Origin of the sequence: Lelliottia nimipressuralis (genome assembly GCF_004402045.1) — a bacterium.
Taxonomy (GTDB): Bacteria; Pseudomonadota; Gammaproteobacteria; order Enterobacterales; family Enterobacteriaceae; genus Enterobacter; species Enterobacter chinensis.
The window spans coordinates 185,192-206,387 of sequence record NZ_SOMG01000012.1 but is presented as its reverse complement, the minus strand read 5'-3'; the positions used below and the strand labels follow the sequence as shown (position 1 = coordinate 206,387).

The following is a 21,196-nucleotide window of genomic DNA, read 5'->3' as shown; positions in this document are numbered from 1 at the left end:
TCAGAAGTGAAACGCCGTAGCGCCGATGGTAGTGTGGGGTCTCCCCATGTGAGAGTAGGGAACTGCCAGGCATCAATTAAGTAGAGAGGCCATCCGCAAGGATGGCCTTTTTGCGTTTATACGCTGCACAAACTAATCCCCCAATACCCTGCTTATACGGTAAACTATCTGCGTTTTTGCATCAGGATAGCGTCTATGAACCACTCCCTTAAGCCCTGGAATACCTTTGGCATTCAACGGAATGCTAAGAACATTGTACGTGCCGATACTGCACAGCAACTGCTGGATGCATGGCAAAGCGCAACAGAAAATAATGAACCCGTACTGATTCTGGGCGAAGGAAGTAATGTCCTGTTTCTTGAAGATTTTTCGGGAACGGTGATCGTTAACCGCATCATGGGAATTGATGTGGAAGAGCGTGCCGATACCTGGCATGTGCATGTGGGGGCCGGAGAAAACTGGCATCATCTGGTGCAATTTACCCTCGAAAAAGGGATGCCGGGTCTGGAAAACCTCGCGCTTATTCCAGGCTGCGCCGGATCGTCACCCATTCAAAACATCGGTGCCTACGGCATCGAACTGAAACATGTCTGTGAATATGTCGACTGCATCGAGCTCGCAACCGGAACGGCTAAACGTTTAACGGCTGAACAGTGCCGTTTTGGCTATCGTGACAGTATCTTCAAACATGAGTATCAGGATTGCTATGCGATCGTCGCCGTGGGTCTGCGTTTGTCGAAGAACTGGCAGCCCGTATTGACCTACGGTGATTTAACGCGTCTCGATCCGGCTACCGTTACTCCCCGCGATGTTTTTGATTCGGTTTGCCATATGCGGATGACCAAACTTCCTGATCCAAAAATCAATGGAAATGCAGGAAGCTTCTTCAAAAACCCGGTTATCAGCAGCGAAAATGCAAAAGTCCTTCTTGGTGGATGGCCAACTGCGCCACATTACCCTCAAGTGGATGGCAGCGTGAAGCTGGCTGCAGGATGGCTTATCGATCAATGCCAGCTAAAAGGCACTTCTGTTGGAGGTGCTGCCGTTCATCAACAGCAGGCTCTGGTACTGATTAATCAATGCGATGCGACCAGCGATGATGTTGTACAGCTGGCACATGATATTCGCCAGCGTGTGGGTGAAAAGTTTAACGTCTGGCTGGAGCCAGAAGTTCGCTTCATTGGCCGCACAGGTGAAGTTAATGCCGTGGAGGCTATCGCATGAAAGACAATACCATCCCCTTAACCCTGATTAGCATTCTCGCTGACGGTGAGTTTCATTCTGGCGAGCAGTTGGGTGAGCAGCTAGGCATGAGCCGTGCCGGTATCAATAAGCATATTCAGACGCTCCGCGACTGGGGTGTTGATGTGTTCACGGTACCCGGAAAAGGGTACAGCCTGCCGGAGCCTATTCAATTGCTGAATGAAGAAGCGATCCGCAGCCAGATTGGACACGGCAATATTGCGGTGCTGCCGGTGATTGATTCGACGAACCAGTATCTGCTGGATCGTCTGCCCGAGCTGAAATCCGGCGATGCCTGTGTTGCCGAGTATCAGCAGGCCGGGCGTGGTCGTCGCGGCCGCAAATGGTTCTCACCATTTGGCGCGAATCTCTATCTCTCCATGTACTGGCGCCTGGAGCAGGGGCCTGCCGCTGCCATTGGCCTGAGTCTGGTCATCGGCATTGTTATGGCAGAAGTACTGCACGATCTGGGTGCGGATAAAGTCCGTGTAAAATGGCCGAATGATCTTTACCTAAACGATCGTAAACTTGCCGGCATTCTGGTCGAACTGACGGGAAAAACCGGTGATGCAGCGCAAATTGTCATTGGCGCGGGCCTGAATATGGTCATGCGCAATGTACAAAATGATGTGGTGAATCAGGCCTGGACTAACCTTCAGGAGGCGGGCATCGTTATCGATCGTAACACCCTCGCCGTGCGTATGATTAAAGAGTTGCGCAGCTCACTCACGCTTTTTGAACAGGAAGGGCTGGCACCGTTCCTGTCTCGCTGGGAAAAGCTGGATAACTTTATCAACCGTCCGGTGAAATTGCTTATTGGTGATAAAGAGATCTACGGTACCTCCCGCGGTATTGACGCTCAGGGCGCGTTGCTCCTGGAGCAGAATGGCGTGATCAAACCCTGGGTGGGCGGTGAGATTTCACTGCGAAGTGCTGAATAACCGGATTGAGTTAATTATGCGAAAACCCGTCTGCGCTACGCTGGCTGTGATGATGAGTGTGCTGTTCTCTCCTCTCTCTCATGCAGGTCAGGCCTGGGAAAGTTACAAGGCACGCTTTTTCAAACCGGACGGCCGCATTGTCGATACCGGCAATGGCGGCGTTTCGCATACGGAAGGTCAGGGTTTTGCCATGCTGATGGCAGTGGCCAATGACGATAAAGCCACGTTCGATAAGCTCTGGCAATGGACAGACAGCCGGCTGAAGAACAAAGAGAACGGCCTGTTTTACTGGCGTTATAACCCCGCAGAGACCAACCCGATCGCCGACAAAAACAACGCCGCAGATGGCGATGTGCTGATAGCCTGGGCGTTGTTAAAAGCCGATGCTCGCTGGCATGACAAACGCTACAGCGCCGCATCGGATGCGATTACAAAAGCACTGATTGGCCACAACGTGATCCGCTATGCGGGTTACCGCGTGATGTTGCCCGGCGCCCAGGGATTTAAGCTTGAGGGTGAAGTGGTCCTTAATCCTTCCTATTTTGTGTTTCCGGCCTGGCAGGCTTTTGCCGGGCGCAGTCATTTGCCGGTCTGGCGTGAATTAATTAAAGACGGGAAACGTCTGCTGGTCAAAATGGGCTCGGGTAAAGCAAATCTGCCCGCTGACTGGGTTTCACTGGCATCAGGTGGCAAGCTGGCACCGGCCACAGGCTGGGCGCCGCGCATGAGCTACGACGCGATTCGTATTCCGTTGTACGTAGCCTGGTCCGATAAACAAAGCCCGTTGCTGACGCCATGGAAAGCCTGGTTCGGTCAGTTCCCTCGGGAACAAACGCCTGCCTGGGTTAACGTCACGACCAACGAATATGCTCCCTACATGATGGAAGGCGGTCTGCTGGCTGTACGCGATTTAACAATGGGACAGTCTTCCGGAGAACCCGAAATCACGTCTAAAGACGACTACTATTCGGCAAGCCTGAAAATGCTGGTGTGGATCGCCCAGCAATAATGTCGATCTTGTCCCTCTCCCAGACAGGGAGAGGGACGTCATACCCTATTACTGCGGATACGGTACCCAATCCCCGCCGTTCAGGCGAACGTACGGTTTATTCTGATACTGAATCACCACCGCGTTGGCGTTCTCGGAGACTTCTGCCGTTTGCGGCAGTTTGCTGGTGAGCTGATCCCAGTTAACGCTATCTTCTACAAACAGCTTCCCGTCAACGGCACGGGCAACCAGTTCTGAGATCGCCAGATAGCTGGTTGGTTGGGTGATCTCAATCGGTGCGCCCTGATGCGGTGCCTTCATACCAAAGAACTTAATGCCTGCCGGCACGTTGGTAATCGACGGGCTTGGGATATCACGCAGACCTGAAACCTGCATTCTGTCACCTTTCAGCGCGCCACCGTGCTCAGGCACCACAACCACCATCACTTTACGGCCTGATTTTTCCAGCTCCGTGAAGAATGCGTCCAGCTCGTCAAAGAATTTCTGCGCACGCACTTTATAATCCGCCGTTTTGCTCACGCCCGGGAAGTGGTTACCGTCGTGAAGTGGCAGGGTGTTAAAGAACGTCGCACTGCGCGGATTACTGTCTTTTTCGATGGTCTGCAGCCAGCGTTGCAGTACGGCGGTATCGTCATAAACGGGCGAGCCGTCGAAGCCCAGCAGAGAGACCGGCAGCCCGGTTTGATCCATCAGCGGTGCCTGCATGCCACCCTGTTCGCGAACCTCTTTCAGGAAGTTACCGAACTGGCCGTTATGTCCCAGCATCAGATGCTGCGTAAAGCCCAGTTTTGAGAGGTTATCGAACAGATAACACTGGTTGCCGGCGGGTTGATACAGATTTTTATGCGATGCCTGACCACAGCTTGCACGGAGCAGGCGGATCGCCGCCGGGCCGCTGTACGAGGTGGCAGAGTTGAAATCTTTAAACTGAATGTCGAAATGCGACCACAGCGGATGAGACGTCAAACCGGCGGCATCCACGTCGGCCCAGGAGAGAGAGCAGATGTTGATCACCAGCAGTTCAAACGGCTGAGCATCTGCCGGCAGCGCGTCCGGGAATTTCGTCTGTCGCTTGTCTTCCGCAGTATAGAAACTGGAGAGCCAGGCGTTCAGATTGGTGGAGGTCGGCGGGGCCGTCTGGGTTGGGATATCGCCTACTACAGGCGTATCGCCTGCCGTTGTGACGGTTGCCGCTGCGCTTCCCCCGGTGGTGGTCACCGTGGTGGTCGGCTGTCCGGCAGGCCACAGCGAAAAGTTTGGTCCAGCCAGCGTCAACACGTTAAGCCAGATCATAATCGCGACGACAAACACCGTGACGCGGATCCACTGTGACAGGAACAGCCAGGCAACCAGCAGCACAAATACTGCGCCTATCATCTGCCAGTTAATAAAACGCTCGGTCAGGTCGAGGACGTAGCTGGCACTAAACCCCGCCACCTGCGAGCCCTGGCTCATAATACTGTCCGGCCCCGGTAGCCAGGTATCATGCCAGAACAGCGCAAAGCCGACAGGGATGGCTACCCAGTGGCGTAAGCGATGCAGCCTGATATTCGGCAGAGGCATCAGCAGGAAGGCCATAAATACCAGGTTGAGAAGGGGATGGAAATTCAGGTAGCCTGCCCACAGCAGACCAAACTTCACCAGAAAGTAGAAGTTCCAGCCGGAAAGACCGCGCCAGTATTGCCAGAGCGGCGAGGGTGACGAAGCGGTATAGGTAGAATTAGTCATGTTTTCGGTCTGCCTTGACGTGTGATGCCCGTGTCAGAGTTCCGGCTGGTTTAACATAGCGAGGTTTTATAAACAGCACTCTGGCCGTATCGCGGATACGACGTATGGAATGGCGCGCATAGTAGCCAAGCGGGAAAAAGATCAGCGCACAGAATATAACCAGTTGAATAATATCGCTGATATTCATGATGGTGCGTTCTCCGCGTTGTCTGTTAATAAGCGAAGGGGCTCCGGCACCCGACGCCAGACGTGTCCATCATGTCTGGCATTGAGGATCGGTTTGGCGTCGCTCGTCATCGCGAGCGGTTTAGCCCATTGTTCAGGCTGGAGCGCGCGCATCTGCACCAGCTCCGCGCTGATAGAATTATCTTCGAACCAAATCATACGATTCGAGAAAATATCCCCGGTAGGGAGGGGGAAGATATGGTTAAGCGCCGTATCGAGATCGTTTACCCGACAGAAGGACAAAAACAGTACCAGCCGATTGTCGCCAATGGTCATGATGTCCCCGGTACGGTTCGGGCGACATAAGGTGAGCGCCTGTTCGACGCGGATACCCGGTACAGGACGCAGGGCAACCATGACCCCTTTTCCGTCAGCGGGAAGGAGCGTGTTGTTCATCATGTTCCCAACGGCGTCGCAGAAGGTATCCCATTTTTGGTATCCCCGCAGTTTCATCGGCTGGGTCATGGAGAGCAGCGTAGAAATATCTTCCGGTACATGGCGGCTAAACTGCTGGCCCTGAACGCTTTCGATAAGCGTCAGGCAGCGTGACAACGGGGCATTCCATGGAATAACCATATTGGCACCGCAGCCCAAAAGCAGACGCTCATCGGTGGCGCGCAGGCTGGTATTATTTTCGCGCACGATAATTTTTAACGCGCTTCCACGCTGGCGGCGTAAGGTATGTATTTGCCTTGCCAGCGTCTCAATCTGGTTATTCTGCATCAATGAGAAAATAAGCGTTGCCGCCTGGGTGGTGCGGGCTTCATGGAAAAGGGCTTCGTTTGATTCAAACAGTGACCAGTTTTCCGACAGGGCAGGTGCCCCCTCTAAAACCGCGATATGGCTCAGGATGCGTTTTTCATCGCTGCGCGGTTGCACCACGGTTTCTTCCTGCTGCGCCAGGTGCCACTCGCCCTCAATATGTTTCAGCGTAAGCTGTTGCCTGGCGCTCACGCCTTTTTCATTACACCAGAATGCAATATCGTAGAGATAGCTACCCACCTGGTCACGAACACTTGCCAGACCAAACAGGGAGCGATATTCGCTCATTAACAGTGAGAACAGCTTGTCATTATTACTGCCGGGATTGACTATCAATAGCGTGCAATTTTGAAATTTTGCCCATTTATTGATTTTTTCCAGCCACGGCAGCAATTTTTCAGCAGGGAAATTTTGCAGAATGTTATTTGCACATTTCAGGATCACTAAATAGTGATCGGGATCAATCGTGCACTGAACATCGCGGGACAAAAAGTATAGACTATCGGCTTCCGATGTCATGGAAAATAATCGCACCGTCTGAGGGCCGCGGTTACTTTCAAGCGTGATAATTTTCTTCGGGTCTTCGCCCATGCTAATGACGGCCACGCGGGAATCCTTATCCTGAGCAGCAATTGTCTGGTTTACCAGACTGATAGCATCTTCATTACGGTCCGTATTAATCCACCAGACTCCTCCGACTGGCATGTGGCTCAATTCGTCCCATAATGACTGGATGCCAATAGAAAATATGGAGTCCACGGTGTCCCTCTTTTCGTCTAATTTATCTGTATCTCAGTTTACTAGCGAAAGCGTAGAAATAAACCTAACATTGAAATTAAAGAACATCAGATTTAGCATGTAAATGAAATTTCATAGGGCAGGATGCCTCGCTACTTCTGATCGGGCGATTCTACGCAAAGGGATGGAAAAAGAATGGATCATAATGAACCCGGTACCCCAGTCGATTCGACTCTGGGTTACACATTCCAAAACGATTTTCTGGCGCTGACGCAGGCCTTTTCTTTACCTGAAATAGATTACACCGATATTTCCCAGCGTGAACAGTTGGCTGCGGCTATTAAACGTTGGCCGTTATTAGCTGAATTAGCCCATCAACAATAAGGGAGCCATTGATGGCCATACTCGGATTACAGGGTGTCCGTGGCGGTGTGGGTACCACATCTGTTACCGCGGCGCTGGCGTGGTCATTACAGCTTTTAGGTGAATCGGTGCTGGTTATTGACGCCTGCGCCGATAATTTGCTGCGTATGTCGTTTAACGTCGACTTTACCCGCGATGAGGGCTGGGCCCGCGCGCTATTGGATGACAAAGACTGGCGGGATGCAGGTATGCGCTATACCTCCCAGCTTGATTTGCTGCCGTTTGGTCAATTGACCACAACGGAACGCGAGAATGAAGCCGCGTATCAGCGCCTGTTTTCTCAGTTCACGCTTGCGCTGCAGAGCCTGAAAGAAAAGGGGCACTACCAGTGGATCCTGCTGGATCTGCCGCACGGTGCCGGCACGCTGACCCGACAGCTTATCGCACAGTGCGATCAGGTACTCTCGATCGTCAACGTTGATGCGAATTGCCATATCCGTCTGCATCAGCAGGGGCTACCGCAAAATGGCCATATCCTGATTAACGATTTGCGCATTGGCAGCCAGATCCAGGACGATCTGTATCAGGTCTGGCTGCAAAGCCAGCGCCGTCTGCTTCCCATTGTCATCCATCGTGATGAGGGAATGGCGGAATGTCTTGCGTCCAAGCAACCGCTCGGCGAATACCGCAGCGATTCACTGGCGGCAGAAGAAATTCTGACGCTGGCTAACTGGTGTCTGCTGAACTTCGCCAACAGGGCGGAGCCTGCAGGGAGTTCTGTATGAGTCGTCTCGCCAGCTGGTTACTCATCCCACCGGTCAGTTCGCGTTTGAGCGAACATTACCGGCATTTCCGCCGGCATGGTGCTTCGGCATTTAGCGCCGCGCTCGGCTGTTTCTGGATGATTCTGGCCTGGATGTTCATTCCACTTGAACACCCGCGCTGGCAGCGCATGCGTGCACGACACAGTGAATTATATCCGCACATTAATCCCGATCGGCCGCGGCCTCTGGACCCGGCGCGTTATCTTATTCAGGCCATCTGGCTGGTGGCCACTTCCTCCCGTTCGGAGAAAAAAACGCCGCACTGGCGCAGCTTCTCCCGCGTGCAACAGTTACGTGAACGCTACCATCAGTGGCTGGACAGACTGCCCAACAGCGTGAGCGATAAGACCAGCCATCTGGATAACCATAAAGAACTCGGACATCTCCACCCGGGCTTGCGGCGTTTTATTCTCGGCGTCATCGTCGTGTTCTCGCTCATACTGGCGCTGGTCTGTATTACGCAACCCTTTAACCCTCTGGCGCAGTTCACCTTCCTGATCCTGCTGTGGGGCGTGGCGCTGCTGGTCCGCCGTATTCCGGGCCGCTTCTCGGCGCTGATGCTGATTGTGCTGTCGTTGACCGTCTCCTGTCGCTACATCTGGTGGCGTTATACCTCAACCCTGAACTGGGACGACCCGGTCAGCCTGGTGTGCGGCCTGGTGCTGCTGTTTGCTGAAACCTACGCCTGGATTGTGCTGGTGCTGGGCTACTTCCAGGTGATTTGGCCGCTCAACCGCCAGCCGGTGCCGCTGCCAAAAGACACCACGCAGTGGCCGACCGTCGATCTCTTCGTACCGACCTACAACGAAGACCTGAGCGTGGTAAAGAACACCATCTATGCCGCGCTGGGCATCGACTGGCCGAAGGATAAGCTTAAAGTCTGGGTCCTGGATGACGGCAACCGTCCGGCGTTTCGCCAGTTCGCAGAGGAAGTTGGCGTCGAGTACATCGCTCGCCCGACTCACGAGCATGCTAAAGCCGGGAACATCAACAACGCGCTGAAGTATGCCACAGGGGAGTTTGTCTCGATCTTTGACTGTGACCACGTGCCGACGCGCTCCTTCCTGCAGATGACCATGGGCTGGTTCCTGAAAGAGAAAGAGCTGGCGATGATGCAGACGCCGCACCATTTCTTCTCACCGGATCCGTTCGAACGTAACCTTGGTCGTTTCCGTAAAACCCCGAACGAAGGCACGCTGTTCTATGGCCTGGTGCAGGACGGTAACGACATGTGGGATGCCACCTTCTTCTGCGGCTCCTGTGCGGTTATCCGCCGTAAACCGCTGGATGAAATTGGCGGTATTGCGGTCGAAACGGTCACGGAAGATGCGCACACCTCTCTGCGCCTGCACCGTCGTGGCTATACCTCCGCCTATATGCGTATTCCTCAGGCAGCCGGTCTGGCAACGGAGTCACTGTCGGCGCACATTGGTCAGCGTATTCGCTGGGCTCGCGGCATGGTGCAGATTTTCCGTCTCGATAATCCACTGATAGGGAAAGGGCTCAAGCTGGCGCAACGTCTTTGCTACGTCAACGCCATGTTCCACTTCTTATCCGGTATCCCGCGGCTGATCTTCCTGACCGCGCCGCTGGCGTTCCTGCTCCTTCACGCCTATATCATTTACGCCCCCGCGCTGATGATTGCGCTGTTTGTTCTGCCGCACATGATCCACGCGAGCCTGACGAACTCGAAGATTCAGGGTAAATACCGCCATTCCTTCTGGAGTGAAATCTACGAAACGGTGCTGGCCTGGTACATCGCGCCGCCGACAATGGTGGCGCTGATTAACCCGCACAAAGGTAAATTCAACGTCACCGCGAAGGGCGGTCTGGTGGAAGAAGAGTATGTCGACTGGGTGATCTCCCGTCCGTATATCTTCCTTGTGCTGCTGAATATTGTTGGCGTCATCGCGGGTATCTGGCGTTACTTCTACGGCCCTGAAAACGAGATCCTGACGGTATTCGTGAGTATGGCCTGGGTCTTCTACAACCTGATTATCCTCGGTGGCGCGGTGGCGGTATCGGTGGAGAGCAAACAGGTTCGTCGCGCGCATCGTGTGGAAATCTGCATGCCTGCGGCGATTGCCCGTGAAGATGGACATCTCTTCTCCTGTACCGTGCACGACTTCTCTGACGGTGGTCTGGGGATCAAAATCAACGGTCAGGCGAAGGTGCTGGAAGGGCAGAAAGTGAACCTGCTGCTTAAGCGCGGTCAGCAGGAGTACGTTTTCCCGACGCAGGTCGTTCGTGTGACGGGCAATGAAGTCGGTCTGCAACTGATGCCGTTGACCAAAAAGCAACATATCGATTTTGTGCAGTGTACGTTTGCTCGCGCGGACACGTGGGCTCTCTGGCAGGACAGCTTCCCGGAAGATAAACCTCTGGAAAGCCTGCTGGATATTCTGAAGCTGGGGTTCCGTGGCTATCGTCACCTTGCAGAATTTGCCCCGTCGTCGGTGAAATTAATTTTCCGGTCACTTACTTCGCTGGTTTCCTGGGTCGTGTCGTTCATTCCTCGTCGTCCTGAGCGGGATGAGGCGAAGCAGGCGGACCCGGTTATGGCTCAACAATGATGATAACGCGATGAAAACAAAACTTTCCTGGTTATGTGCAGTGGCAATGGGGATGAATGCCCTCCCCGCAACAATGGCTAACGCAGCACCTGGTAACGCAGCGGCAACGCCTGCGCCAACGGTACCTGTCGTCGCGCAAGCAACCGATCCGGTTGTCACTGCGGCACCTGGTCAAACAGAAAACATCATGCCGAACCAGCCAACGGAGGGGAACACCCTGCCGGCAGACAGCCAGGTCATCGGGCAGGTGATGCCGGGCGTCCGGGGTGCGAATGCGCCAGTCGTCGCGGACAACGCGCCGTCGCGGGACGTGAAGCTGACCTTCGCGCAAATTGCGCCGCCTCCGGGCAGTATGGTGCTGCGTGGCATCAACCCTAACGGCGGCATAGAATTTGGCATGCGCAGCGATGAGGTCGTCTCTAATGCGGTGCTGAACCTTGAATACACCCCGTCGCCGTCTTTGCTGCCGACACAGTCTCAGCTGAAGGTCTACCTGAATGACGAGTTGATGGACGTACTGCCGGTCACGAAAGAGCAGCTCGGTAAGAAAACCCAGGCGCAGGTGCCGATCAACCCGCTGTTCATTACTGATTTTAACCGTATCCGTCTGGAGTTTGTCGGTCACTACCGTGATGTCTGCGAAAACCCTGCCAGCAACACGCTGTGGATGGACGTCGGGCGTAACTCCTCGCTGCAGATGACCTACCAGTCGCTGGCGCTGAAAAACGATCTGTCGGCCTTCCCGGTTCCGTTCTTTGATCCACGTGATAACCGTCCGCTCACCCTGCCAATGGTGTTTGCGTCGTCCCCGGACGTGACCGAGCAACTGGCGGCCACCATCGTGGCGTCCTGGTTTGGTTCACGTGCCGGCTGGCGTGGACAGAGCTTCCCGGCGATGTACGACAAACTGCCGGACAGAAATGCCATTGTGTTTGCAACCAACGCCAAACGCCCGGCCTTCCTGCGCGATCATCCGGACGTCAAAGCGCCGACTGTGGAAATGATAAGCCACCCGGAAAATCCGTACGTGAAGCTGCTGGTGGTCTTTGGTCGTGACGATAAAGATCTGGTGCAGGCAGCAAAAGCGATTGCCCAGGGCAATGTTCTTTTCCGTGGCAACAGCGTTGTGGTTGATGAGGTCAAACCGCTGCTGGCCCGTAAACCTTACGATGCGCCAAACTGGGTGCGTACCGATCGTGCGGTAACATTTGGCGAACTGAAAACCTATGAAGAACAGCTGCAGGCGACGGGGCTTGAGCCCGCGCCGATTAGCCTGTCAATGAATCTACCGCCGGATCTGTACCTGCTGCGTACCAACGGCATTGATATTAATCTGAACTACCGTTATACCGCGCCAGCGACCAAAGACAGCTCGCGCATGGATATCAGCCTGAACAACCAGTTTCTGCAATCGTTCAGCCTGCAAAGCACGCAGGATACTAACCGACTGATGCTTCGCCTGCCGGTGTTGCAGGGTCTGCTGGACGGTAAAACGGATGTCTCTATCCCGGCGCTGAAGCTTGGCGCGATAAACCAGCTGCGCTTTGACTTCCAGTACATGAACCCGATGCCTGGCGGTTCGGCTGAGAACTGCATCACCTTCCAGCCGGTTCAGAACCACGTCGTGATTGGTGATGAGTCGACCATCGACTTCTCGAAGTACTATCACTTCCTGGCGATGCCGGATCTGCGTGCCTTTGCCAATGCGGGCTTCCCGTTCAGCCGCATGGCCGACCTCTCTGAGTCCATTGTAGTGATGCCAAAAGCGCCAAACGAAGGACAGGTGACAACCCTGCTGGACACCATGGCGACCGTTGGGGGGCAGACAGGATTGCCGGCAATTAACGTCACGTTAACGGACGATGGCAGCCAGATTCAGAACAAAGACGCTGATATCCTGGTGATCGGGAGCATCCCGGACAAGCTGAAGGATGACAAACGTATCGATCTGCTGGTGAAAGCGGCCCAGTCCTGGGTTAACACGCCGCTGCGCCAGACCGAGTTCCCGAGCATTATGCCGGATGTGAACGATCGTCAGGCCAGCGCACAGACAACCGTAACGTCTCAGGGGGCAATGGCCGCGGTAGTGGGCTTCCAGTCCCCTTACAACGAACAGCGCAGCGTGGTGGCTCTGCTTGCGGACAGCCCGCGCGGGTATGAACTGCTTAATACGGCCATGAACGACAGCGGTAAACGTGCCGCGATGTTTGGCTCTGTGTCGGTGATCCGTGAGTCCGGCGTCAATAGCCTGCGAGTGGGCGATGTGTACTATGTGGGCCATCTGCCGTGGTTCGAACGCCTGTGGTATGCGATGTCTAACCATCCGGTTCTGCTCGCCATCCTGGCTGCGGTCAGTGTGGTATTGCTGGCATGGGTACTGTGGCGTCTGCTGCGAATCATCAGCCGTCGTCGTCTGAACCCGGATGAGTAAGATGTGATGAAAGCCTTTCGCTGGTGTGCATTAGCAGCGTTGATGCTGGCGGCGCTCCCTCTTCGCGCCGCCTGTACCTGGCCTGCCTGGGAGCAGTTTAAAAAGGATTACATCAGTGAGGGCGGGCGTGTCATTGATCCCAGTGACACGCGCAAAATTACGACCTCGGAAGGGCAAAGCTACGCCTTGTTCTTTGCCCTGGCGGCGAACGATCGCAACGCGTTTGATCAACTGCTGACGTGGACGCGCGATAATCTTGCCAGCGGTAATCTCAACGACCATCTTCCTGCCTGGCTATGGGGCCAGAAAGATAAAGAAAAGTGGGCGGTCATTGACACTAACTCCGCCTCCGATGCCGATGTCTGGATCGCCTGGTCACTGCTCGAAGCGGGTCGGTTGTGGAAACATCCGGACTATACCCGCACGGGTAAGGCACTGCTGAAACGCATTGCCAGCGAGGAAGTGGTGAAAGTGCCGGGGCTCGGCGTAATGCTGCTTCCTGGTAAAGTTGGTTTTGCCGATGAAAACGTCTGGCGCTTTAACCCCAGTTATCTTCCTCCCCAGTTAGCGAGTTATTTCACGCGTTTTGGTACCCCGTGGACCCAGCTTCGTGAAACCAATTTGCGCCTGCTGCTGGAGAGCGCGCCGAAAGGTTTTTCGCCGGACTGGGTGCAGTATCAGAAAAACAGAGGCTGGCGGTTACAGCAGGATAAGTCGCTGGTGGGTGGCTACGACGCCATCCGCGTTTATCTCTGGGTGGGAATGATGAGTGATAAAGATCCTCAGAAAGCCCGGCTGCTGACGCGCTTCAAGCCGATGGCGGCAAAGACAATGAAACGGGGTGTGCCGCCGGAGAAAGTGGATGTGGCGACGGGTAAACGCACCGGGAATGGCCCGGTCGGGTTTTCTGCCGTCATGCTGCCGTTTTTACAACAGCGTGATGCCCAGGCGGTTCAGCGCCAGCGCGTTGCAGACCATTTTCCCGATAACAATGCCTATTACAGTTACGTACTGACTCTCTTTGGTCAAGGATGGGATCAGCATCGTTTTCGCTTCACCGCTAAAGGTGAATTAATACCGGATTGGGGCCAGGAATGCGCAAGTTCACAGTAAATCTACTCAGTTTATCGCTTGGCCTGGCGCTTATGCCGTGGGCCCAGGCCGCCAACTCTCCGCAGCAGAAACAGTTGCTGGAGCAGGTTCGTCTGGGTGAATCGACACAGCGTGAGGATTTGGTTCGTCAGTCGCTCTATCGCCTTGAGCTGATTGACCCGAACAACCCTGACGTGATTGCCGCACGCTTTCGCTATCTGCTGCGTCAGGGCGATAACGCCGGCGCGCAAAAAGAGCTGGATCGTCTGAAAGGGATCGCACCGGGCTCGAGTGCGTACCAGTCCTCGCGCAACACGATGTTGCTTTCCACCCCGGATGGTCGCCAGCAGCTTCAGCAGGCGCGATTGCTCGCCACAACGGGACACACGCAGGAAGCCATTGCCGCCTATGACAAGCTGTTTGACGGCAACCCGCCGGGTGGCGACGTGGCGACGGAATACTGGAACGTCGTGGCGAAAGATCCTGCCCGCCGCAGTGCGGCTATCAACCAGCTCAAGAAAATAAATACCAGCAGCCCCGGAAATACACAGCTGCAGGCGACGCTGTCCCAACTTCTGTTCCAGAGCGGACGACGTGATGAAGGCTTTGCGGTGTTGCAGGAGATGGCCAAATCTACCAGTGGCCGCAATCAGGCGTCTGATATGTGGTATGACCAAATTAAAGGCCAGCCTGCCAGCAGCGCCAGCGTCAGCGCGCTGCAAAAATACCTGAGCGTATTCAGCGACGGTGATAGCGTTGCGGCGGCGCGTGCCCAGCTTGAAGCGCAGCAAAAACAGCTCGCTGACCCGGCGTTTCGCGCGAAAGCGGAAGGGCTGGCGGCGGTGGATGCCGGTCAGGGCAATAAGGCGGTGGCGGAGTTGCAAAAAGCCGTCAGCGCCAACCATACCGACAGTGAAGCGGTGGGTGCCCTTGGACAGGCTTATTCCCAGAAAGGCGACCGTGCCCGCGCGGTGGCACAGTTTGAAAAGGCGATTGCCCTCGATCCGCAGAGCGATAACCGGGGAAAATGGGACAGTTTGCTGAAGGTTAACCGTTACTGGCTGCTGATCCAGCAGGGCGATGCGGCGCTGAAGGCGAATAACCCGGCTCAGGCGGAGCGTTACTACCAGCAGGCACGCAATATCGATAATACCGACAGCTATGCCGTGCTGGGGCTGGGAGATGCCGCCGCGGCACGTAAAGATAACGACGCGGCGGAACGTTATTATCGCCAGGCGTTGCGTATGGACAGCGGCAACAGCAATGCGGTCCGCGGCCTGGCCAATATTTATCGCGCGCAGTCGCCGGAGAAAGCCTCGCAGTTTATCCAGTCTCTCTCCGCCAGCCAGCGCCGCAGCATTGATGATATTGAACGTAGCCTGACTAACGAGCAGCTGTCCGCCCAGGCAGAACAGCTGGAGAATCAGGGTAAATACGCGCAGGCAGCAGATATTCAGCGTCGTCGTCTGGCGCTCTCTCCGGGCGACGTGTGGATAACGTACCGCCTCTCGCGCGATCTCTACAGCGCAGGCCAGCGCAGCCAGGCGGATACCCTGATGCGTCAGCTTGCCAGCCAGAAACCGGCCGATCCGGATCAGGTTTATGCCAACGGGCTGTATCTTTCCGGAAACGATCAGGACCGGGCCGCGCTGGCGCATCTGGACACGCTGTCGCGCAGCCAGTGGAACGGCAATATTCAGGAGCTTGCCGACCGCCTGCAAAGCAATCAGGTGCTGGAAACCGCCAACCGTCTGCGTGACAGCGGCAAAGAGCAGGAGGCGGAGAATCTCCTTCGCCAGCAGCCGACCTCTACCCGTATTGACCTCACGCTGGCGGACTGGGCGCAGCAGCGTGGCGATCTCGACGCGGCGAAAACGGCCTACAGCACTGTGCTGCAGCGCGAGCCGCAGAACGAAGACGCGATCCTCGGCCTGACCGAAATCTACAGTGCGCAAGGCGACAAAGACGCTGCGCGCGCGGAGCTGGCGAAACTGCCCGCCGCGCAAAACGGCCAGCCGTTGTCGCTCAATATGCAGCGCCGGATTGCGATGGCGCAGGCAGGCCTGGGCGATTCCGCCGCCGCAGAGCAGACCTTCAACAAAATTATTCCGCAGGCTAAATCGCAGCCCGCCTCTATGGAAAACGCGCTGGTGCTGCGTGATGCCGCGCGTTTCCAGGCACAAAATGGCCAGCCCCAGCAGGCGCTGGAAACCTATAAAGATGCGATGGTGTCGACTGGCATTACGACGACGCGTCCGGCTGACAACGACAGTTTCACCCGCTTGACGCGTAACGATGAAAAAGATGACTGGCTGAAGCGCGGCGTGCGTAGCGACGCCGGTGACTTGTACCGTCAGCAGGATGTTAACGTCACGCTGCAGCATGATTACTGGGGCTCCAGCGGTACGGGCGGGTATTCCGATCTGAAAGCACATACCACCATGCTACAGGTTGATGCGCCGCTCTCTGATGGACGGATGTTCTTCCGCAGCGATCTGGTCAATATGGATGCCGGTTCGTTTGCGACGAAAGACGGGAAGTACGATCCGAACTGGGGTACCTGTTCTGCGACGCCGTGTAGCGGCAATACCCATCAGTCAGACAATGGCGCGAGCGTTGCCGTCGGCTGGCAGAACAAAACCTGGGCAATGGACATTGGTACCACCCCAATGGGCTTTGACGTCGTCGACGTAGTAGGTGGCGTCAGCTACAGCAGCGATCTGGGGCCTATCGGCTATACCGTTAACGCCCATCGCCGGCCAATCTCCAGCTCTCTGCTGGCCTTCGCCGGGCAAAAAGATACCAATACCGGCACCACGTGGGGCGGTGTTCGCGCCACCGGCGGCGGCGTAAGTATGAGCTACGACAAAGGGGAAGCGCACGGCGTCTGGTCAAGCCTGAACGCGGAAACGCTGACGGGTAAAAATGTGGAGGATAACTGGCGCGTCCGCTGGATGACGGGTTACTACTACAAGCTCATTAATAAAAATAATGAGCGCCTGACGGTCGGCGTCTCCAATATGCTCTGGCACTACGACAAGGACCTGAGCGGTTATACCCTGGGTCAGGGCGGTTATTACAGCCCGCAGGAATATGTCTCCTTTGCACTGCCGGTAACCTGGCGTAAACGCACGGAGAACTGGTCCTGGGAGCTGGGTGGCTCGGTGTCCTGGTCCCATTCAAAAACCAAAGACGGGATGCGTTATCCTATCCAGAGTCTGATCCCGGATAACCAGGTCGATGCCAATGGCGACCCGATGTATTCCGATAAACACGATCCCGAAACGGGCAGCTCGTCCTCAGGCACCGGTTACACCGCGCGGGCCATTATCGAGCGCCGGGTAACATCCAACTGGTTTGTCGGCGTGGGCGTGGATATCCAGCAAGCGAAAGACTATACCCCAAGCCATGCGCTGTTATATGTACGCTACTCTGCTGCAGGCTGGCAGGGCGATATGGACTTACCGCCGCAGCCGCTCATCCCTTACGCGGACTGGTAATCGGATTTTCCTTAATCCATTTGTAAGTCTCTCTTAATAGCGCAGCAATCGGGTATACTCAGGCGCGCCAGGTTTACACCCTGGTGCGCCCTGCGCTTTGAGTTTTGTGGAGAGTCATTTTGCGTGTCAGCCGTTCTTTAACGATCAAACAGATGGCGATGGTGTCTGCCGTCACCATGCTGTTTGTACTGCTCTTCTGCGTAATTTTGCTGTTTCATTCCGTACAGCAGAATCGCTATAACACGGCTTCGCAGTTAGAAAGTATCGCCCGCTCGGTGCGCGGCCCGCTTTCAGCCTCTATCCTGAAAGGGGATATTCCCGAAGCGGAAACCATTTTAAAACGTATTCAGCCAGCCGGTATTGTCAGCCGGGCGGACGTCGTGTTGCCCAACCAGTTTCAGGCGCTGCGGATGAGCTTTATCCCGGAGCGTCCCGTCCCGATGATGGTGATGCGCCTGTTCGAACTGCCGGTACAAATTTCGCTTCCCGTCTATTCGCTCGAACGCCCTGCGAATCCACAGCCGCTGGCCTACCTGGTGTTACAGGCGGACTCCTACCGCATGTATAAATTCGTCATGAGTTGGGTGGTTACGTTAGTGACTACTTGCTTACTTATGACGCTTATTCTCAGCGTGGCGCTGACCTGGTGCATTAACCGGCTGATTGTCCACCCGCTGCGCCATATTGCCCGGGAGCTGAACACGCTCTCTCCACAGGATCAGATGGGCCATCAGCTTAAGGTGCCGCGTCTTCATCATGATGACGAGATCGGTATGCTGGTGCGCAGCTACAACCTCAACCAGAAGCGCATCCAGCGCCAGCAGGATGAGTTAAACAGCAGCGCCACGCGCTTTCCGGTGTCGGAGCTTCCCAATAAAGCCTTCCTGATGGCGATGCTTGAGCAGACCGTTGCCCGCCAGCAAACCACGGCGCTGATGGCGATCGCCTGTGAAACCCTGCAGGACACGGCGGGTGTACTCAAGGAGAGCCAGCGCGAAATGCTGCTGCTGACCCTGGTGGAAAAAGTGAAGTCTGTCCTTGCCCCACGCATGGTGCTGACCCAGGTCAGCGGTTACGACCTGGTGGTGATCGCCAACGGCGTGAAAGAGCCATGGCATGCGATCACATTAGGTCAGCAAGTACTCACTGTCATTAATGAGCGGCTGCCCATTCAGGGTATCCAGCTTCGTCCAAGCGCCAGTATCGGTATCGCGATGTACTATGGCGATTTAACGGCGGAACAGCTTTATCGGCGCGCGTTCTCGGCGGCGTTCACCGCCCGGCGCAAAGGAAAAAATCAAATTCAGTTCTTCGAACCGGAAGAGATGGAAAAGGCGCAGCAGCGCCTGACGGAAGAGAGCGACATCCTGACCGCGCTGGATAACCACCAGTTTGCCCTCTGGCTACAGCCGCAGGTGAATTTGCTGACGGGAGAAGTGAAAAGCGCCGAGGCGCTGCTGCGCGTGCAGCTGCCGGATGGTTCATGGGAGCTGCCGGAGGGGCTGATTGAGCGCATTGAGTCCTGCGGCCTGATGGTCACTGTCGGCTATTGGATACTGGAAGAGTCCTGCCGTCAGCTTGCCGCCTGGCAGGGGCGTGGCGTGACGCTGCCGCTGTCGGTCAATTTGTCTGCCCTGCAGCTCATGCACCCGACCATGGTTTCAGAGATGCTGGAGCTGATCCACCGTTACCGGATCAAGCCTGATACGTTGACCCTGGAAGTAACAGAGAGCCGACGCATTGACGACCCCAATGAGGCAGTCGCGATTCTGAAGCCGCTGCGTAACGCCGGCATTCGCATTGCGCTGGACGATTTTGGCATGGGATACGCCGGGCTGCGCCAGCTCCAGCACATGAAAACCCTGCCGGTGGATGTATTAAAAATTGATAAAGCGTTTGTCGACGGCCTGCCGGGTGACAGCAGCATGGTGCAGGCGATTATCCAGATGGCGCGCAGTCTCAATCTGCATCTTATTGCCGAGGGGATTGAAACCGAAGCGCAACGCAGCTGGCTGGCAGAGGCGGGCGTGGAGAGCGGGCAGGGCTTCCTTTTTGCGCCTGCTGTACCTTCGGATGTCTTTGAAGAACGATACCTTTCTGGCAGTGAGAATCACGCAAACGTGTAATTTTGTTGCTGGCTTGTGCGAGCCAGCTCAAAGTTCTTAACATTTGTGTTTCAAATTTGAACTGAGTTTATTTCTGTCCTGTTATGTGGGTGTTATTTTAAAGCCGCAGGTTAACCATAACCTTACAAAGCCTGTGGTTTTTCTTCCCAAGGACACCTTATGAAAACCTCACTCTTCAAAAGTCTTTACTTCCAGGTCCTGACAGCCATCGCCATCGGTATTCTGCTGGGTCACTATTACCCCGAACTGGGCGCGCAAATGAAACCGCTTGGCGACGCGTTCGTTAAGCTCATCAAAATGGTCATCGCCCCGGTGATCTTCTGTACGGTAGTGACGGGCATCGCTGGCATGGAAAGCATGAAGGCGGTAGGTCGTACCGGTGCAGTGGCGCTTCTCTATTTTGAAGTGGTCAGTACCCTTGCGCTGATTATCGGTCTGATCATCGTCAACGTGGTGCAGCCAGGCGCGGGTATGAACGTTGACCCGTCGACGCTGGATGCCAAAGCGGTCGCGGTTTATGCCGAGCAGGCGAAGGATCAGGGCGTGGTAGCCTTCCTGCTGGACATAATACCTGGTAGCGTCATTGGCGCGTTCGCCAGCGGTAACATCCTGCAGGTGCTGCTGTTCGCCGTGATGTTTGGTTTTGCCCTGCACCGTCTGGGTAGCAAAGGCCAGCTTATCTTTAATGTGATCGAAAGCTTCTCGCAGGTGATCTTCGGCATCATCAATATGGTCATGCGCCTGGCGCCGATTGGTGCCTTCGGTGCGATGGCCTTCACCATCGGTAAGTATGGCGTCGGTACGCTGGTGCAGTTGGGTCAGCTGATTATCTGCTTCTATATTACCTGTATCCTCTTCGTGGTTGTGGTTCTGGGCTCCATTGCCCGCGCGACAGGCTTCAACATCTTCAAATTTATCCGTTACATTCGCGAAGAGCTGCTGATTGTGCTGGGGACGTCCTCTTCAGAATCGGCTCTGCCGCGCATGCTCGATAAGATGGAAAAGCTGGGGTGCCGTAAATCGGTGGTCGGGCTGGTGATCCCGACGGGTTACTCTTTTAACCTTGATGGTACCTCGATCTACCTGACGATGGCGGCCGTGTTCATCGCGCAGGCGACCAACAGCCATATGGACATTTTCCATCAGATTACCCTGCTGGTGGTGCTCCTGCTCTCCTCTAAAGGCGCAGCAGGCGTGACGGGCAGCGGCTTTATCGTGCTGGCTGCCACCATCTCAGCAGTGGGTCACCTGCCGGTGGCGGGTCTGGCGTTGATTCTGGGTATTGACCGCTTCATGTCTGAAGCGCGTGCGTTAACCAACCTGGTGGGTAACGGCGTGGCAACGGTTGTGGTGGCGAAATGGGTGAAAGAGCTGGATCACAAAAAGCTCGACGATACTCTGAATAACCGTTCAACTGACAGCAAAAATCCTGGCTTATCCTCTTAATCTTGTCACAAATGCCCGTATTCCCTTGTCGGGATGCGGGCTCCTGCGCATAATAACTGTTCGTACCTGTCATAATTCGACAAGATTTTTTTTGGGTATATTTCACTTCTGACCGTGACGTTTTGCCGAACGCGCGGTCTAATCGACGTGTTTTCATCGTCATCTTTAAGAGTGAAGCGCGTCGCGAGACACTCTT

14 protein-coding genes are annotated in these 21,196 nt (G+C 55.3%); 11 read left to right on the top strand and 3 right to left on the bottom strand.

The genetic code is table 11. From position 1 onward, the window contains the following. The first annotated feature begins 195 nt into the window (after positions 1-195). Genes murB through E3U32_RS07085 form a run of 3 tightly spaced genes read left to right on the top strand, consistent with a single transcriptional unit; the run spans position 196 to position 3,192 of the window. Complete coding sequence (gene murB / locus E3U32_RS07095; RefSeq protein ID WP_134348210.1) at positions 196-1,224, top strand: UDP-N-acetylmuramate dehydrogenase; 1,029 nt, start codon at positions 196-198, stop codon at positions 1,222-1,224. After that, complete coding sequence (gene birA, locus E3U32_RS07090; RefSeq protein ID WP_134348209.1) at positions 1,221-2,183, top strand: bifunctional biotin--[acetyl-CoA-carboxylase] ligase/biotin operon repressor BirA; 963 nt, start codon at positions 1,221-1,223, stop codon at positions 2,181-2,183. Before murB ends, birA begins: the two co-directional genes overlap by 4 nt. A 16-nt stretch (positions 2,184-2,199) precedes the next feature. Further along, the gene (locus E3U32_RS07085) at positions 2,200-3,192 is read left to right on the top strand and encodes a glycosyl hydrolase family 8 (RefSeq protein ID WP_134348208.1); all 993 of its coding nucleotides are present in this window, start codon (positions 2,200-2,202) and stop codon (positions 3,190-3,192) included. 48 nt (positions 3,193-3,240) lie between these two features. Here the strand turns inward: E3U32_RS07085 and bcsG are convergent, their stop codons facing one another. Genes bcsG through bcsE form a run of 3 tightly spaced genes read right to left on the bottom strand, consistent with a single transcriptional unit; the run spans position 3,241 to position 6,666 of the window. Further along, positions 3,241-4,920, bottom strand: a complete 1,680-nt coding sequence (gene bcsG / locus E3U32_RS07080) for a cellulose biosynthesis protein BcsG (protein WP_134348207.1) — start codon at positions 4,918-4,920, stop codon at positions 3,241-3,243. Next, positions 4,913-5,110, bottom strand: a complete 198-nt coding sequence (gene bcsF / locus E3U32_RS07075; protein WP_024908822.1) for a cellulose biosynthesis protein BcsF — start codon at positions 5,108-5,110, stop codon at positions 4,913-4,915. Before bcsF ends, bcsG begins: the two co-directional genes overlap by 8 nt. Then, the gene (gene bcsE, locus E3U32_RS07070) at positions 5,104-6,666 is read right to left on the bottom strand and encodes a cellulose biosynthesis c-di-GMP-binding protein BcsE (RefSeq protein ID WP_134348206.1); all 1,563 of its coding nucleotides are present in this window, start codon (positions 6,664-6,666) and stop codon (positions 5,104-5,106) included. Before bcsE ends, bcsF begins: the two co-directional genes overlap by 7 nt. A 174-nt stretch (positions 6,667-6,840) precedes the next feature. Between bcsE and bcsR the strand changes: the two genes are divergently transcribed. From bcsR to E3U32_RS07030, 8 genes are all read left to right on the top strand, one after another. Further along, positions 6,841-7,029 carry a cellulose biosynthesis protein BcsR gene (gene bcsR / locus E3U32_RS07065; RefSeq protein WP_134348205.1) on the top strand — a complete coding sequence of 63 codons (189 nt, stop codon included), beginning with the start codon at positions 6,841-6,843 and terminating at the stop codon, positions 7,027-7,029. Between the two features lie 11 nt (positions 7,030-7,040). Next, complete coding sequence (gene bcsQ / locus E3U32_RS07060) at positions 7,041-7,793, top strand: cellulose biosynthesis protein BcsQ (protein WP_134348204.1); 753 nt, start codon at positions 7,041-7,043, stop codon at positions 7,791-7,793. Continuing rightward, a complete protein-coding gene (bcsA, locus tag E3U32_RS07055; RefSeq protein WP_134348203.1) occupies positions 7,790-10,405 on the top strand; it encodes a UDP-forming cellulose synthase catalytic subunit in 2,616 nt (871 codons plus the stop codon). Before bcsQ ends, bcsA begins: the two co-directional genes overlap by 4 nt. A 10-nt stretch (positions 10,406-10,415) precedes the next feature. Beyond that, on the top strand, positions 10,416-12,836 hold the full coding sequence (gene bcsB / locus E3U32_RS07050; RefSeq protein WP_134348202.1) for a cellulose biosynthesis cyclic di-GMP-binding regulatory protein BcsB: 2,421 nt from the start codon (positions 10,416-10,418) through the stop codon (positions 12,834-12,836). 6 nt (positions 12,837-12,842) lie between these two features. Next, a complete protein-coding gene (gene bcsZ / locus E3U32_RS07045; RefSeq protein WP_134348220.1) occupies positions 12,843-13,949 on the top strand; it encodes a cellulose synthase complex periplasmic endoglucanase BcsZ in 1,107 nt (368 codons plus the stop codon). Further along, positions 13,931-17,428: a cellulose synthase complex outer membrane protein BcsC gene (gene bcsC / locus E3U32_RS07040; RefSeq protein ID WP_134348201.1), complete on the top strand. Its 3,498-nt coding sequence runs from the start codon at positions 13,931-13,933 to the stop codon at positions 17,426-17,428. Before bcsZ ends, bcsC begins: the two co-directional genes overlap by 19 nt. 119 nt (positions 17,429-17,547) lie before the next feature. Further along, entirely contained in the window at positions 17,548-19,554 is a 2,007-nt protein-coding gene (gene hmsP / locus E3U32_RS07035; protein ID WP_134348200.1) for a biofilm formation regulator HmsP, read from the top strand. Between the two features lie 159 nt (positions 19,555-19,713). Then, a complete protein-coding gene (locus tag E3U32_RS07030) occupies positions 19,714-21,000 on the top strand; it encodes a dicarboxylate/amino acid:cation symporter (RefSeq protein ID WP_134348199.1) in 1,287 nt (428 codons plus the stop codon). The last annotated feature ends 196 nt before the right edge of the window (positions 21,001-21,196 follow it).